General features: G+C 74.9%; 11 protein-coding genes. 3 read left to right on the top strand and 8 right to left on the bottom strand.

From position 1 onward, the window contains the following. The 7 genes from EPD83_RS01735 to EPD83_RS01705 form a co-directional block, all read right to left on the bottom strand. A partial coding sequence (locus EPD83_RS01735; protein WP_205859372.1) for a CDP-glycerol glycerophosphotransferase family protein occupies positions 1 to 2,243 on the bottom strand: 2,243 nt, incomplete at its 3' end. A gap of 44 nt (positions 2,244 to 2,287) precedes the next feature. Next, on the bottom strand, positions 2,288 to 4,003 hold the full coding sequence (locus EPD83_RS01730; protein ID WP_128366991.1) for a CDP-glycerol glycerophosphotransferase family protein: 1,716 nt from the start codon (positions 4,001 to 4,003) through the stop codon (positions 2,288 to 2,290). A 68-nt stretch (positions 4,004 to 4,071) separates the two neighbouring features. Next, positions 4,072 to 4,932 (bottom strand): glycosyltransferase family 2 protein, encoded by an 861-nt coding sequence (locus EPD83_RS01725; RefSeq protein WP_128366990.1) that lies wholly within the window; start codon positions 4,930 to 4,932, stop codon positions 4,072 to 4,074. Beyond that, positions 4,932 to 5,723 (bottom strand): CDP-alcohol phosphatidyltransferase family protein, encoded by a 792-nt coding sequence (locus tag EPD83_RS01720; protein ID WP_164896461.1) that lies wholly within the window; start codon positions 5,721 to 5,723, stop codon positions 4,932 to 4,934. Before EPD83_RS01720 ends, EPD83_RS01725 begins: the two co-directional genes overlap by 1 nt. After that, entirely contained in the window at positions 5,720 to 6,913 is a 1,194-nt protein-coding gene (locus EPD83_RS01715; protein WP_128368058.1) for a glycosyl transferase, read from the bottom strand. Before EPD83_RS01715 ends, EPD83_RS01720 begins: the two co-directional genes overlap by 4 nt. A 69-nt stretch (positions 6,914 to 6,982) precedes the next feature. Beyond that, positions 6,983 to 8,071 carry a glycosyltransferase family 2 protein gene (locus EPD83_RS01710; RefSeq protein ID WP_407676008.1) on the bottom strand — a complete coding sequence of 363 codons (1,089 nt, stop codon included), beginning with the start codon at positions 8,069 to 8,071 and terminating at the stop codon, positions 6,983 to 6,985. Positions 8,072 to 8,079: 8 nt separating this feature from the next. Then, the gene (locus tag EPD83_RS01705) at positions 8,080 to 9,570 is read right to left on the bottom strand and encodes an LCP family protein (RefSeq protein ID WP_128368423.1); all 1,491 of its coding nucleotides are present in this window, start codon (positions 9,568 to 9,570) and stop codon (positions 8,080 to 8,082) included. Between the two features lie 154 nt (positions 9,571 to 9,724). Between EPD83_RS01705 and EPD83_RS01700 the strand changes: the two genes are divergently transcribed. Further along, entirely contained in the window at positions 9,725 to 10,975 is a 1,251-nt protein-coding gene (locus EPD83_RS01700; RefSeq protein ID WP_165566138.1) for an LCP family protein, read from the top strand. 149 nt (positions 10,976 to 11,124) lie between these two features. After that, the gene (locus EPD83_RS01695) at positions 11,125 to 12,669 is read left to right on the top strand and encodes an LCP family protein (RefSeq protein ID WP_165566137.1); all 1,545 of its coding nucleotides are present in this window, start codon (positions 11,125 to 11,127) and stop codon (positions 12,667 to 12,669) included. 42 nt (positions 12,670 to 12,711) lie between these two features. Here EPD83_RS01695 and EPD83_RS01690 read toward each other — a convergent pair whose 3' ends face one another. After that, on the bottom strand, positions 12,712 to 13,878 hold the full coding sequence (locus EPD83_RS01690; protein ID WP_165566136.1) for an acyl-CoA dehydrogenase family protein: 1,167 nt from the start codon (positions 13,876 to 13,878) through the stop codon (positions 12,712 to 12,714). Between the two features lie 116 nt (positions 13,879 to 13,994). On the opposite strand from EPD83_RS01690, the gene EPD83_RS01685 reads away from it, so the two are divergent. Continuing rightward, positions 13,995 to 14,555, top strand: coding sequence for an NYN domain-containing protein (locus tag EPD83_RS01685; RefSeq protein ID WP_165566135.1), 561 nt, complete (start codon positions 13,995 to 13,997; stop codon positions 14,553 to 14,555). Positions 14,556 to 14,654: the final 99 nt, after the last annotated feature.

Genomic DNA, 14,654 nt, shown 5'->3' with positions numbered 1-14,654 from the left:
CGGTCCAGGTGCTCCTCGATGACGGCCACCGTCCGGGCGCAGTTGTGCTGGTCGCGGTACGGGAAGGCGGCCTCGACCCGCTCGACGTAGCGGGGGTCGGGCGCGCAGTCCCGGGCCAGCAGCTCCTCGAGGGCGTCCAGCGAGGGCTCGAGCCCCTCGACGACCGGGCCGAACCCCTCGGTGCGGTGGTCGAACCAGGACGGCGAGGCGTGCAGCGTGTCGTACTCCTCCTCGTCGAAGCGGACGTAGAGCACCGGGGTGCCCATGTACGCGACGTCGAAGTGCACCGAGGAGTAGTCGGTGACGAGGGCGTCGCACTCGCGGATCATGTCCTGGATGGCGACGCTGTTGGCGTCGGCCACGTGCACCCGGTCGCCGGCCACCGCCGCGTCCGTGAACCGCGAGGCCATGTTGTAGTGCGGCAGGAAGGTCAGCCGGTAGTCGTGCTCCTCGAGCATCCGCTGCAGCCGCGGGCTCTGGAGGAAGCCGGACATGAACCGCTCGTACCTCGAGCCCTCGAACGGCCGCTCCCCCTCGACGGCGCCGTCGAGGACCTTGGTGACGAGGTACTTCCGCCAGGTCGGCATGAAGAGGATCATCCGGCTGCGCGGCGTCGGCACGAGGGCGTCGTAGCGCGGCATCCCGACCTCGGTCAGCTGCTCGTCGTACCCGGAGGACGCCTTGAGCGCCGCCGTCTCCCCCGGCGTCACCGTGAGGCACACGTCGTAGCCGGTCGTGCCCCGCTTGACCGCCGTCGGGCTGAGGTGCACGCCGTGCTTGAGGTAGACCCGCAGCGCCCCGACCCGCCACACGAGGTGGCGGGTGTACGTGGCGGCCGCCCAGTGCCGCGGGATGAGGTAGCGCACCGAGTAGGCGTTGGCCAGCACCGAGGCGTGGAGCATGAGCAGCGTGTGCCGGAACGAGGAGTGCTCGACGACGTTGCCGAGGTCGGCGATGCGCGCGTACTGCGGGCTCGAGGTGTCGATGACGTAGTAGACGTCGCGGTCGGGGTAGGTGGTGCGCAGGTGCCGGAACAGGTGCAGGCCGTTGTCCTGCGCGGTGTCGGTGCGCTCCCCGACGATCCAGATCTGCTTGCGGGCGAAGAACGGCAGGGTGAGCAGCCGGACCAGCCGCAGCAGCCGTGCGCGCTTGTTGCCCCGCCCGCGCGCGATGAAGCGGGCGTCCTTCTTCAGCAGGGTCCACCGCCACCGCAGGTCGGCGGCCCGCCCGGACCCGACCTGCACCGTCATGTAGGAGCGACGGCCGCGGCGGGTGGTGTGCAGGAGGTAGCGCAGCGTCCGGGTCCCGCCCTGCCCGTCCGGCAGGTCCATCGACACCGTGCGGGCGCTGATGAGGGCGCCGCGGCGGGGGCGGACATGGCGACGGCGGCCGAGCCGCGGGTCGTCGGTGACGAGCTCGACGACCACGTGGTAGTGCCCGGCCGGGACGCCGGTCATGTCGAGGCCGGCCGTGAAGGCCTCCCAGCGCACGACGCCCTTGGAGTCGATGCGCCGCTCGAGGGCGACCTCGTCGGAGACGGCGACGTCGCCGTCCCGGCCGGTGAGGGCGACGCGGTAGCGCCACGGCGGCTCGGACAGGTCCGGCAGGGACTTGGCGGCGAGGAAGAAGAGCAGGTCGATGCGGGTGCCGTGGGCGTCGACGGACTCCAGGAGGGTCTGCGCCGACGACAGCGACAGCCGGCCGAGGTAGGCGGCGTCCGGGGTGCCCGGCGCGACGTGCCGCGCGGTCAGCTGGTCGCGGACGTAGCGCGCGGCGAGCGGGCGGGCGGCGTGCCGGCCGGTGAGGAGCAGGGCGGGGCCGGACTCCAGCGGGACCTCGCGCAGCTGCACCACCTCGACCGCGATCTCCCGCGCCCAGCGGTGCTCCCACGCGGTGCGGCCGTCGAAGCCGGCCGCGACGAAGCGGGTGGGCGCGGTGCGGACGAGGTCGTAGACACAGTCGCTGAGGTCCTGCTCGGCGGTCGAGGGGGCGACGACGACGGTGCGCCCCTCCAGCGGCCAGGACGAGACGTCGACGTCGGCGCCGTGGACGACGGTGACCGGCACGCCGGCGAGGTCGTCGTTGCCGTCGAGGGCGGCGAGGACGTCGGGGAAGCGCTCGACGACGTCACGGCCGGCGACGACGACCAGCGAGAGGTCGACGGTGTCCAGCGTCGGGAGCGGGACGTGCGGGACCAGCTCCTGCTCGGTGTCCACGGCCACGGCCTGGCCCGTGTCGTCCATCCCGGGTGCTCCGTCCTGTTCTTCTTCTCGACGTCCGACCCGCGTCACGGGGCGGTCTCGCGCAGGCGGGCTCGCAGCCGGCGCGCGGCCTGACGGGCTCCCACCCTGCTGCGGTCGACGAGCCGCCACCACTGGACGGCCGGTCCACCCGCGGTCGCGACCGAGTGCGCGACCCGCTCGCAGTTCCGCCGGTCATCGTAGCGAACGAGCCTGCGCACCCTGGCGGCGTGCTCCGCCGGCACCGACCACCCCCGCTCGCGCGCGGCGAGCACCTCCGCGACGAGGGCGTCGGCGTCCCGGACCACCGTCCCCGGCAGGTCGGCGTCGAGGTCGAGGTGCGAGCCCTGGGCGCCGAAGAAGCGCTCCCGGTCGAAGTGGAAGTACGCCACCGGCCGGCCGAGCAGCGCGACGTCGAAGCCGACCGAGGAGTAGTCGGTGACGAGCATCGCGTGCTCGCGCAGCAGCGTCTGCAGCTGGACCTCGCCCTGCCGCACGACGCGCACGCCGGGCACCTCGAAGTCGTCGGCGAAACCGCGCATGTTCGGGTGGAGGATGAAGGTGACGCCCAGCCCGGCCGCGACGGCCCCGGCGAGCCGGGGGTGGGTGAGCACCGAGCGCCAGGCCGCCTCGTACTCGCTGCCGGTGAACGCCTCGTGGTTGCTGATCCACTCCCGCCAGGTGGGGACGACGAGCACGCCGTCGGGCTCGCGCTCCATCGGCCGCAGGAGGGCGTCGAAGCGGGGCAGGCCGGTGAGGCGCACCTGGGCCGGGCGGTAGCGGAAGGCCTCGACCGCGGTGTCCCGCTCGTGCTCGGAGCTGACGTGGATGCGGTCGGTGTGGAACCCGGGGACGAGGCGGCCGTAGTTGCCGACCATGTTCTTCGTGCCCGAGACCCCGTGCCGGATGAAGACCCGGACCCCGCGCATGCCGCGCACGACCCGGGGGTCGCGGGTCGGCAGCAGGTACTCGGCGTGGTGGGTGCCGACGAGCCGGCTCGCGAGGTAGGCGACGCGCACGTGCTCGCGGGAGTGGCGCAGGACGACGTTGCCGAGCGGCTGGACGCGGGGCAGGTCGGGACTCGCCGCGTCGATGACGTAGTGGACCCGCAGGTCCGGGCGGTGCTCGCGCAGCCAGCGGAAGAGGTGGTAGCCGTTGTCCTGGGCCCGGAACGGCTGCTCGCCGACGAGCCAGGTCCGCGCGAACGGCCGGACCAGCGGCAGGAGCCAGGCCCGGCGGCGCCAGCGGCGCAGCTCTTCGTGGACCCCGGCGTCCATCCGCTCGACGAACAGCGACCGGTTGGCCGCCCGGAACGTCGTGTAGGGGACGAACTGGGTCACGGTGCCGTCCGCGTGGGCGACGACGCCCCACGGCCGGGCCCGCGCTCCCGCCGGGCGGCGGACCCGGTAGGACGTCCACCCCGCCCCGCCCGCCTGCACCTCGAGGAAGACGTCGAGCATGCCGTCGCGCGGGTCGAGCCGGGCGGCGAGGTCGCGCAGGTCGACCTCGGCCCGGCCGCGCAGGACGTCGGCGCCCCGGTCGCGGCGGGGGGCGGCGCCCGGGTCGTCGAGGACGCCGGGGAACTCGTAGCGGTTGCGGGTCTCGCGGGAGACGGCGACGGCCCGCAGCCCGGTGACGGGGGCGACCACCCCGGGGAGACGGAGCGCGAGGACGACGACCGGTGCGCGGCGGGTGTCCTCGCGGAAGGTGGCCGCGCCCTGCGGCGGCGCCGACGGCTCGCGCGGGGCGGCGGGGCTGTCCATCGTCCCCGAGCGTAGTGCGCGGGGGTGGGGCCCTCGCGGACCTCGGGCGTGGGGTGCGCCGGGAGCGGTCAGACGACCGGCGGGCGGCCGTGGCGGGTCATCGTCCACACCGTGCGCCACGCCATCGGCCGGCGCGGGCCGGCCGGGCGCCGCAGACCGGCCGCGACCCCCCGCAGGTACGCGGCGGCCGCCGACGGCTGCCGCGCGGTGCGGGCCAGCGACATCCCGCCGCGCACGCCGACGTACAGCACCCCGAGCGGCAGGGGCAGGTTCCGGCGGGCCAGCCAGACCCGGTTCCGGCCGTCGAGGAACAGGTGGTCCTCGTGCCGGCTGGGGTGGATGCGCGGGTGGACGGCCTCGAGCTCGGGGTGGTACTCGACCCGGTAGCCGGCGTCCCAGGCCCGCCAGGCGAGCTCGATGCCCTCGTGGGCGTAGAAGAACGGTCCGGGCCAGCCGTCGGACGCCGCGAGCACGGCGCCCCGGACCGCCACCGACCCCTCGAGCAGCGAGAACGCCACCGACCCGCGCTCGGGGTCCTTGTCCCGCATCCGCGGCACCCAGCGCGGCAGGGAGTCGCCCTCGGGCGTGCGGATCCGGGTCTGGACGACGCCGAGGCCCGGGTCGTCCTCGAGGAGCCGCTCGAGACGCGCCAGGGTGTCCGGGTGCGGCAGGTGGGCGTCGTCGTCGAGGAAGAAGAAGTGCTCGGCCCCGGCCCCGGCCAGGCCGAGGTTGCGCCCGGCGGGCGGTCCGAGGTTCTCCGGGGAGTGGACGGTGCGCACCCCGTCGGGCAGCCCCTCCGGCGCCCAGCCGTTGCCGACGACGACGACCTCGAGGTCGACGTCCTCCTGGGCCCGCAGCGACGCCACGGCCCGCGCGAGCTCCACGGGCCGGGTGCCCATGGTCACGACGACGGCCCTCCAGCGCGCCATCAGGCCGGGGGGTTCTTCAGGCTGGCGGAGGTGAGGATGGCCGTGAGGTGCCCGACGACGACGAACGGCAGCACGCCGCCGAGGACGACGAGGGCGGCCGCCACCCCGTCGAACCCGGCCAGCGCGCCGACGACGGCGAGCACCGCGATGACGATGGTCTGCTCGACCGAGTGGTACATCCGGTACAGCGGCACGTAGTTCGCGAGCTGCCGGAGCCGGCGGACCAGCCCGGGCCGGGGCAGGCCGATGCCCGGGGTGTCCCGCGGCAGGGTGAGGCCGGCCTCGACCCGCGAGAGCCGCACGAAGTCCGAGAGCGCCTTGTTGAGCAGGACGAGCACGCCGACGCACGCCCCGGCGAAGGCCCAGCGCCAGTCGCCGTCGTGCTCGAGGGTCAGCCGTACCCCGAGCGCCGTGGGGATGAACGACTCCGCCGTCGCGTGGGCGATCCGGTCCAGGAACACCCCGCGCGGGCTCGTCGTCCGGTTCCAGCGCGCGATCTCGCCGTCGATGGAGTCCAGCACCATCTGGGCCAGGGCGAGGACGAGCGCGAGCACCGGACCCCACACCCCCGGGACGAACAGCGCCGCCGCGGCCGCCCAGCCGCAGAGGATGACGAGCACGGTCGCGGTGTTCGCGGAGACCCCGCCCCACACCGCGACCCGGGTGAGGTACACCGAGATCGAGCGGGTGAACAGGTGCGCGGTCCAGTGCTCGGCCTGGGCCCGGCTCCGGATGTGCTCGGGCTGGCCGACCCGGCGCAGCTCCTCGATTGGTGGCCAGGGCCTGCTCACGGGGCGTCGGTCCTCTCGCGGGCGGCGTCGCGCAGCGCGACGACCTCGTGGCAGGCCGCGACGAACGCGGCGAGCGAGGCCCGTGCGTCCAAGCCGCCCAGGTAGTAGTGGAAGAGCTCGTCCAGGGTGGCCGCGGCGTCGGGGTCGGCCAGCGCCGCGTCGACGATCTCCCCGGCGCGCTCGGCGGTGCCGGGGCCGATGTGCGGGGTGCGCTCGTGGAGGCGGGCCGGGCGCGCCACCCGGGCCCGCGGGTCGGCGGCCTCGGTCGAGACCAGCGGCCGGCCCTGGCTCAGCCAGTCGGTGGCGATGGCCGAGGTGTCCGCGACCATGACGTGCGCCGCGTGCATCGCCGCGGCGGCCGGCCCGGTGTCGACCCGGGCGCGTCCGGGATGGGCGGCGAGGACCTCGCGGATGCGGCGGTCCGCGGCGGCGTAGCTGCGGTCCGAGACCCCGGTCCGCGGGTGGGGGCGGTAGACGAGGCGGTGGGAGGTGTCACGCAGCACCGAGCGCACGAGCGTCTCGCCGTAGGCCCGCACCGAGGAGTAGGCGTTGACCGCGAGGGTGCCCTCCCAGGTCGGCGCGTAGAGCACGGACGTCGGGCCCTGCGGCGTGGCCGGCGGCGGCACCTGCGGCCGGCCGATGGTGCGCAGCCGGGCGCCGGCGTCGAAGAACAGCAGCCCGGCCCGGTGCCGCTCGACCGCGGCCTGGCCGCCGACGAAGACGAAGTCGAAGGCCTTGGCCTGGTTCGAGACCGAGACGACCTTGTCGGACTCGCCGTGGTTGAGGAAGACGTGGGCGACGTCGGCCGAGCGCAGCGCGACGGCGTTGGCGTTGGCCTGCCCGACGTAGAGGACCAGCGCCACGTCGCCCTCGGCGAGCAGGCGGCCGACGGTGCGGGTGGCGGCGGTGACGTGGACGGCCAGGCGGGTCTCCGAGCGCAGCGCGGCGGCGGTGCGGGAGTCCTGGGTGAGGAGGGTGACCCCGAGCTCGGCGTCCAGCGCCTCCAGCGGGCCGAGCCACTCCCGCAGCTGGTAGAGGTTCTCCGGCGGGTCGGGGAAGAAGACGACGACCCGGGTGCGCAGGACGAGGTCGCCGAGCCGGTGGTCCTCGCCGAGCCCGTCGGCCACGCCCCCCGGCAGCAGCCCCGCGCGCCGGACGAGCCGGCCGGCCCGCGAGCGGATGGCGAACATCGGCGGCGACGACCTCCGCGATCGGGACGGGTGGGGGACCGGCCGGGCGGGCGCCGGCCACGCGACAGGCTACCGGGGGGCCTCGCCGGCGCCCCGGAGGCCGGGGGCCGGCCGGCCGGCGGGGGCGAGCAGCCGTCCCGGGCGGGAGGTGAGGAAGCCCCACCCCCAGGACCAGTGCATCGTCGCGAGCACCGGGCCGGCCAGCAGCCGGGTGCGCAGCGGCTCGCCGCGGGTGATGGCGGCCCCGCCCGCCCCGACGGCGGCGAGGTAGGCGGCGGGCACGGCGAGCGCCGGCCGCCAGGCGAGCAGCCCGAGCAGCGTCGCGGCGCCGGTGCCGAGCACCATGGCCGGCGGCGCGAGGTAGCGCGGGTTGAGGGTGCCGTCGTGGGTGCTCGCGACGACCCGGCGCCAGCGGCCGTAGTCGCGGTACTGGCGGGCCAGCGCGCGCAGCGTCGCCCGGGGCCGGTAGGTGACGACGAGGTCGGGGGTGAACCACACCGTGCCCCCGGTGGCGCGGATGCGGTGGTTGAGCTCCCAGTCCTGGGTGCGGGTGAAGCGCGGGTCGTACCCGCCGACCCGCTCCAGGGCGCTGCGCCGGAAGCAGCCGAGGTAGACGGTGTCGACGGCCCCGGCCCCGCCGCCGGTGTGGAAGCGGGAGGACCCGACGCCGAGCGGGCTGCGCATGGCCGCCGCGACCGCGCGCTCGGTGGGGGTCGTGCCGCGGGCGTCCATCGTCCCGCCGACGTTGTCGGCACCGGTCCGCTCCAGCTCGGCGACGGCGGCCCGCACGTAGCCGGCCGGGATCTCGGCGTGCCCGTCGACCCGGACGACGACCTCGCCGCGCGATCCGGCGATGGCCGCGTTGAGGCCGTCCGGGGTGCGGCCGGTCGGGTTGCGCACGAGGCGCACCCGGGGGTCGGCCGCGGCGAGCCCGGCGGCGACCTCGTCGGTGCGGTCGCTCGACGGGCCGAGGGCGAGGACGACCTCGAGCGGGCCGGGCCAGTCCTGGCGAAGGACCATGGCGACGGCGTCGGCCAGGTGCCGCTCCTCGTCGAGGATCGGCATGACGACGCTGACCAGCGGCCGGACCGGGTCGTCGGTGGCGGTGTCCGGGTGGGTGCCGGCGTCGGGCCGGGGGGCGGCGGGCGTGGAGGACATCGCCGCCATCATCCCGCCGAGCACACGCTCGCGAGGTCGCCGGTGTTCGCGTCGGGGTCGGTGCCGGGGCGCTCCATGACCGCGGGGGTCGAGGGCGTCGGGGTCGGCACGGCGGCGGTCGGCGAGGCCTTCGGGACGGCGGAGGCCGCCGGAGCCTGTCCCGTCCGGGGCTTCGGTCCGGCCTCGCTCGTCGCGATGGCCTTGGCGACGATGCCGTGCACCCGCGCCGGGTCGTAGTCCCACGGCTTCATCAGCGGCGGGACGAAGTTCACCGAGGTGATCTTCTCCTGCTTGGTCTTGATGGCCACCCCGGCGAGCTCGGCGAGGGCGTCCTGCGGGATGTTCGTGCGCACGAGGCCCTTGGACGCCCCGACGATGTCGCGGAAGTTCAGCGCCACCGTCGGCGGGTCGAGCTGGCGGACCAGCGCGGTGACGACGCAGCGCTGCCGGGCCATCCGCTCGTAGTTCGTCGAGCCGACGCGGCTGCGGGCGTACCAGAGGGCGTCGTGGCCGTCGAGGTGCCGGTGGCCGGGCTCGATCCACCCGCTGATCGGGGTCGCGTTGCCGCCGATCGGGGTGCGCCGCTGGACGGTGATGTCGAGACCGCCGATGGCGTCGACGACGCTGGAGAAGCCCTTGAGGTCGGCCATGACGTAGTACTGGATGTCCAGGCCGGAGATCGCCTCGACGGCCTCGGTGGTCGCGAGCAGGCCGGGGTTGCGGGTGCCGCGGGGGAACTCGGCCCGGTGCTCCTGGCCCCAGGTGTAGAGGGCGTTGAGCAGGCACTCGTCGCCGCAGGTCCAGCCCTCGGGCATGAGCCCGGCCATCACCGAGCCGGGGCGGAAGCGGATGTTCTCGGTCTCGCGCGAGAAGCCGAAGAGGACGGCCCGGCCGGTGGCGGCGTCGATGCTCGCCAGCTGGATGCTGTCCGGGCGCAGGCCGACGCGGTCGCCGCCGCTGTCGCCGCCGAGCAGGAGGATGTTGTAGCGGCCCTCGGCGGTCGCGGCGGCGGTGCCGGATCCGAAGACCGTCGCCATGGCACTCCGGGCGCTGCCGACGCCCATCGCGGTCCAGCCGACGACGCCCGGGGCCAGCAGCGCGACGAGCAGGGCGACGAGCAGGACGCGGCGGTCGGCGAGCGGCAGCCGGTCCGGGCGGCCGATCCGCCAGGCGTCGACGAACAGCAGCGCCCACCCGACGGCGACGGCGGCGAGGAGGACCTGGCCGGCCAGGAGCACCCAGCCCTGGGTGGCCAGCCACAGCAGGCTGCGGCGGCTCACCAGGGCGAGCACGCCGACGACCAGGAGCAGCCCGAGCAGGCTCAGCCACACCCGCAGCGCGAGGCGTCCGACCTCGCGGCGACCGGAGACCAGCTGGGCCGACCCGGGGACGAGCAGGGTCATGAGGAGCAGGGTGACGGCACGGCGCCGGTGACGGCGGTCGGCGAAGGGGTCACGCGGACCCGTGCGCGCCGTCCCCTCGCGGGGCCGGTCGAGCACGGCGGATCCTCGGTCGCCTCCCATGACGTGCCAGTATCGGGCGGCCCGCGACGCGCCGCCGCGAGGCGCGCCGGGACGCGCCGGGCGATTCCCTGTGCCGGGAGCCCGGGCGGCGTCGGCACAATGGGTCTTCGGCCCGGCCGAGAGGACCTGCATGAGCGACGACCACGCCCGCCCCATCCCGCGGCGTCCCGCCCCCTCCGGGGACGGCGACGGCGGCGACGACGTCTACACCGTCGACACGCGGCGCCCGCGCGGCGCCTCGTCCGGCCGTGGGCGCCGGGGCGCGCGCGGGGGCGACGGGGCCGGTGGCGCCGGTGTGGCCGCCGCGTCGTCCTCGGCCGGCGACACCCGCTACGACGAGTACGGGCGCCCGGTGCGCTCCGGCGCCGACACGCCCCCGCCCCCGCCGCGGGACCGGCAGCGGCGCCGCTCCGGACGCCCGTGGCTGCGGTTCGTCCTCCTGCTCCTGCTCCTCTGGGTGGTCTTCGTCGTCGCCACGCCCGTCCACGCCTGGACCAGCGTCTCCCGGGTCGACGCGACGCCCTCCGGCGAGCGCCCGGCCCAGGGCGACGGCCACACCTACCTGCTCGTCGGCTCCGACAGCCGCGAGGGCCTCACCGCGGCGCAGAGGAAGAGCCTCGGAACCGGCAGCGCCGAGGGCCGCCGCACCGACACGATCATCCTCGTTCACGTGCCGAGCGGCTCGGGCAAGTCCGTCCTGGTCTCGGTGCCCCGGGACAGCTTCCTGCCCATCCCCGGCAACGGCGAGAACAAGGTCAACGCCGCCTTCGCCATCGGCGGCCCGAAGCTGCTCGTCCAGACCCTCGAGCAGAACACCGGGCTGCGCATCGACGGGTACCTCGAGATCGGCTTCGGCGGGTTCGCGAACGTCGTCGACAGCCTCGGCGGCGTCGACCTGTGCGTGCCCCGGAACATCAAGGACGACAAGGCGCACATCGACCTGAGGAAGGGTTGCCAGACCCTCGACGGCCCGACCGCGCTCGGCTACGTGCGCGCCCGCTACTCCGACCCCGAGGGGGACCTCGGGCGGGCCAAGCGGCAGCGGCAGTTCCTCGGCGCGGTGATGAAGCAGGCGGCCACGCCGTCGACCGTGCTCGTCCCGTGGCGCTGGTGGGGCTTCACCCACGCCGCGGCCTCGGGCGTCATGGTCGGCGAGGACACCGGGCTCACCGACGCGGGGCGGATCGCCCTGACGATGCGCGCCGTCTCCACCGACGACGCCCTGAGCCTCGTCGTCCCGGTCTCCGACATCAACGCGACGACGTCGGCCGGCAGCTCGGTGCTGTGGGACGACGCGCAGGCGAAGGAGCTGTTCCGGATGCTCAACGACGGCACGCCGCTGGACAGCCCGCCCCCCGGTACCCAGGGCCCCCAGGGCTGACCTGCGCGGATGCCCGGGCGGGCCCGCCCGGACCGGCCCGGGCGGCGCGCGGAGCGCCGTGCCCACAGGTCGCGTTCAGGCTGCGCGGCTAGAATCGCGCGGTCCCGGACGCCGGGGCCGCCCAGGAGAGGACGAGGGGAGAACGACGCGTGGACGGCGAGCAGCCCGGGGCACCCGAACCCCAGGAGCCCGGTGACGGCTACCCCCGCCGGCGCGAGGTGCGCGGTCGCGAGGCCGGGCCCGCCGCCGAGGAAAGGCGCTCCCCGTGGCGCAAGCGGGTCGTCATCGCCCTCGTCGCCGTCCTCGTCGTGGGCGGCGCCCTCGCCGCGGTCGCCACGTGGCGGCTCAGCTCGAACATCACGAGGGTCGACGTCTCCGAGGCGCTCGGCACCGACCGCCCGACCCGCGCCCCCCAGGCCACCGAGGCGGTCAACCTCCTCCTCATCGGGTCCGACAACCGCACCGGCAAGGGCAACACCTCCTACGGCACGGTGGCCGAGGACCCCGGCGTGCACTCCGACACCAACCTCCTGGTCCACCTCTCGGCCGACCGGACGTGGGCCATGGTCGTCTCCATCCCCCGCGACTCGATGACCAAGGCGCCGCCGGAGTGCTCGCCCACCGCCCCGAAGAACCAGTGGGTGACGCGGCAGTGGAACCACAACTTCAAGATCGGCGGGACCGGCTGCCTCATCCGCACCCTCGAGGGCGACACGGGCGTCTTCGTCGACCACTACGCCGTCGTCGACTTCAACGGGTTCAAGCAGATGGTCGAGGCCCTGGGCGGCGTCGAGGTCTGCACCACCGAGCCCATCGACGACGCGAACTCGACCCTCAAGCTCTCCGCCGGCACCCACAAGCTGTCCGGTGAGCAAGCCCTCGCGTACGTGCGGACCCGCAAGTCCCTCGGCGACGGCTCGGACCTCGGCCGGATCAAGCGACAGCAGGCCTTCCTGTCCTCCGTGGCGCAGGAGGCGACGTCCAGCCGGCTGCTGTTCCAGCCGACCCGGCTCTACTCCTTCCTCGACGCGGCCACGAAGTCGCTGACCACCGACCCGAGGTTCGGGCTGGGCACGATGAAGGACCTCGCCGAGAGCGTGCGCGGCATCGGCCTGGACAACGTCGAGTTCCTCACCGTCCCCACCGAGCCCTTCCCGGCGGACACCAACCGGGTGCAGTGGCAGGACTCGGCCGACGCCGTCTGGGAGGCCATCCGCGAGGACCGCCGGATCGGCGAGCGGCCGAAGGCCTCCCCCGGCCCGTCCGCCTCGGACGCCCCGCTCACGGTCTCCCCCGCCGACATCTCGGTCGAGGTCGTCAACGGGGCCGGGACGACCGGCCTGGCCGGGCAGGCGGCCGAGATGCTCCGGGTCCAGGGCTTCACCGTCACCGGCACCGACAACCGGTACGGCGCCGACCGCGGCACCCTCGTGGAGTACTCCGCCGGGCAGGAGGAGGCGGCGCGCACCGTCGCCGCCGCCTTCCCGCGCTCGCGGCTCGAGAAGGCCGCCGGGCTCGGCCGGACGATCAGGGTGACGATGGGGCCGGGGGCGCGCAACGTCGTCGAGGTCCCCAACCGCACCGGCTCGGCGCCGCTGCCGAAGCCGTCGGTCACCGCCGCCGCCCCCACCCCCAGCGCGAGCCCCAGCATCGACAGCCGCACCGCGGCCCAGGACATCTGCAAGACCTCGTGACCCCCGGCGCGGACCGCCCGGCAGGACGAGGCGGCCCGGGCGTCAGCGCCGGAGGAGCTGGCGGGCCATGACGAGGCGCTGGACCTGGTTGGTGCCCTCGTAGATCTGCGTGATCTTCGCGTCCCGCATCATCCGCTCCAGCGGGAAGTCCCGGGTGTACCCGGCCCCGCCGAGCAGCTGGACGGCGTCGGTCGTCACCTGCATCGCGACGTCGGACGCGTACGCCTTGGCGGCGGCGCCGAAGAACGACAGGTCGGCCTCGTCGCGCTCGGACTTGGCCGCGGCGACGTACACGAGCTGGCGGGCGGCCTCGAGCTGCATCGCCATGTCGGCGAGCATGAACTGCACCCCCTGGAACTCCGCGACGGCCTTCCCGAACTGGCGGCGCTCCTTGACGTAGGCGAGCGCCTCGTCCAGCGCCCCCTGGGCGATGCCGACGGCCTGGGCGCCGATCGTCACCCGGGTGTGGTCCAGCGTGCGCAGCGCGAGCTTGAGCCCGGAACCGACCTCCCCGACGACCCGGTCGCCGGGGATGCGGCAGGAGTCGAAGTGCAGCTCGCGGGTGGGGCTGCCCTTGATCCCGAGCTTGCGCTCCTTCTCACCGAAGGAGAAGCCCGGGTCGCCCTTCTCGACGACGAAGGCCGTGACGTTGTTGCCGCGCTGGCCGTCGGGGTCGGTCACCGCCAGCACCGTGTAGAGCCCGGACACGCCGGCGTTGGTGATCCACGACTTCTGCCCGGACAGCACCCAGTCCTCGCCGTCGCGGACGGCCTTGCAGCGCATCGCCGCGGTGTCCGAGCCGGCCTCGCGCTCGGAGAGCCCGTAGGAGAAGGTCGTCTCGCCCGCGGCCAGCGGCGGCAGGTAGCGCTGCTTGACCTCCTCGCCCGCCCCGAGCAGCAGCGGCATCGAGCCGAGCTTGTTGACGGCCGGGATGAGGCTGGAGGAGGCGCACACGCGGGCGACCTCCTCGATGACGATGCACGTCGCGAGGGCGTCGGCGCCGACGCCGCCGTACCCCTCGGGGACGTGCGGCGCGAAGAAGTCGGAGGCGACGAGGGCGTCGTGCGCCTCCTGCGGGTAGCGCGACTCCTCGTCGACGGCCGCCGCGTAGGGCTTGATCTTGTCCTCGGCCACGGCTCGGACCGCCTCGCGGATGGCCTCGTGGTCCTCGGAGAGCCGGTAGGTGTCGAAGTTCGGGTTGCCGCTCATGCCCCGCATGCTACTCGCGGGTAACGCCCGGCCGGCCGCGGTGTGTCGAGGGTCGCGGCACCCGCCGGACCGCGGGGCGGGGGCGCCGGGGCGGGTCGAGCGCCTACCGTGCTGCCATGAGCGACGCCGACCGGGTCACGTACGTCCTCGTCGACGGGGAGAACATCGACGCCACCCTGGGCGGCGCCATCCTCGCCCGCCGGCCCCGCCCGGAGGAGCGGCCCCGGTGGGAGCGGGTGCTGCGCTTCGTCGAGGAGACCTGGGACCAGCCGGCCCGCGGGCTCTTCTTCCTCGCCTCCAGCGGCGAGCTGCCCATGGCCTTCGTCCAGGCGCTCGTCGCCATCGGCTTCCGGCCGGTGCCGCTGTCCGGCGCGCCCGGGCAGAAGGTCGTCGACATCGGCATCCAGCGCACCCTGGCCGCCCTGCGGGACCGGGACGCCGACGTCGTCCTCGTGAGCAACGACGGCGACTTCGTCGAGGAGCTCGAGCCGCTCGTCGGCGACCGCCGCACCGGCATCGTCGGGTTCGACGAGTTCCGCAACCACAACTTCGCCCCGCTCGTGGCGCGCGGCCTGGAGACCTTCGACCTGGAGCACGACGTCGCCGCCTTCAACGAGCCCCTCCCCCGCCTGCGGGTCATCCCCATCGACGAGTTCGACCCGGTCGCCTTCCTCTGACCCCCGCCTGCCCCCCTGCGCGAACGTGTGTGAACACGCCGCGTTTTCCCGGCGTGTTCACACACGTTCGCGGAGACGTGGGGGTCGCCGGAATCAGGT

Source organism: Phycicoccus flavus (assembly GCF_004025965.2).
GTDB lineage: Bacteria > Actinomycetota > Actinomycetes > Actinomycetales > Dermatophilaceae > Phycicoccus > Phycicoccus flavus.
Note: the sequence above shows the minus strand (reverse complement) of the source record. Positions and strands in the feature narration are given on the sequence as shown.

What these genes read in the sequence shown, in the direction of transcription:
- EPD83_RS01700 (WP_165566138.1), top strand. Translation starts at nt 9,725, where the DNA reads ATGAGCGACGACCACGCCCGCCCCATCCCGCGGCGTCCCGCCCCCTCC.
- EPD83_RS01730 (WP_128366991.1), bottom strand. Translation starts at nt 4,003, where the DNA reads ATGGACAGCCCCGCCGCCCCGCGCGAGCCGTCGGCGCCGCCGCAGGGC.
- EPD83_RS01725 (WP_128366990.1), bottom strand. Translation starts at nt 4,932, where the DNA reads ATGGCGCGCTGGAGGGCCGTCGTCGTGACCATGGGCACCCGGCCCGTG.
- EPD83_RS01685 (WP_165566135.1), top strand. Translation starts at nt 13,995, where the DNA reads ATGAGCGACGCCGACCGGGTCACGTACGTCCTCGTCGACGGGGAGAAC.
- EPD83_RS01715 (WP_128368058.1), bottom strand. Translation starts at nt 6,913, where the DNA reads ATGTTCGCCATCCGCTCGCGGGCCGGCCGGCTCGTCCGGCGCGCGGGG.
- EPD83_RS01710 (WP_407676008.1), bottom strand. Translation starts at nt 8,071, where the DNA reads ATGTCCTCCACGCCCGCCGCCCCCCGGCCCGACGCCGGCACCCACCCG.
- EPD83_RS01690 (WP_165566136.1), bottom strand. Translation starts at nt 13,878, where the DNA reads ATGAGCGGCAACCCGAACTTCGACACCTACCGGCTCTCCGAGGACCAC.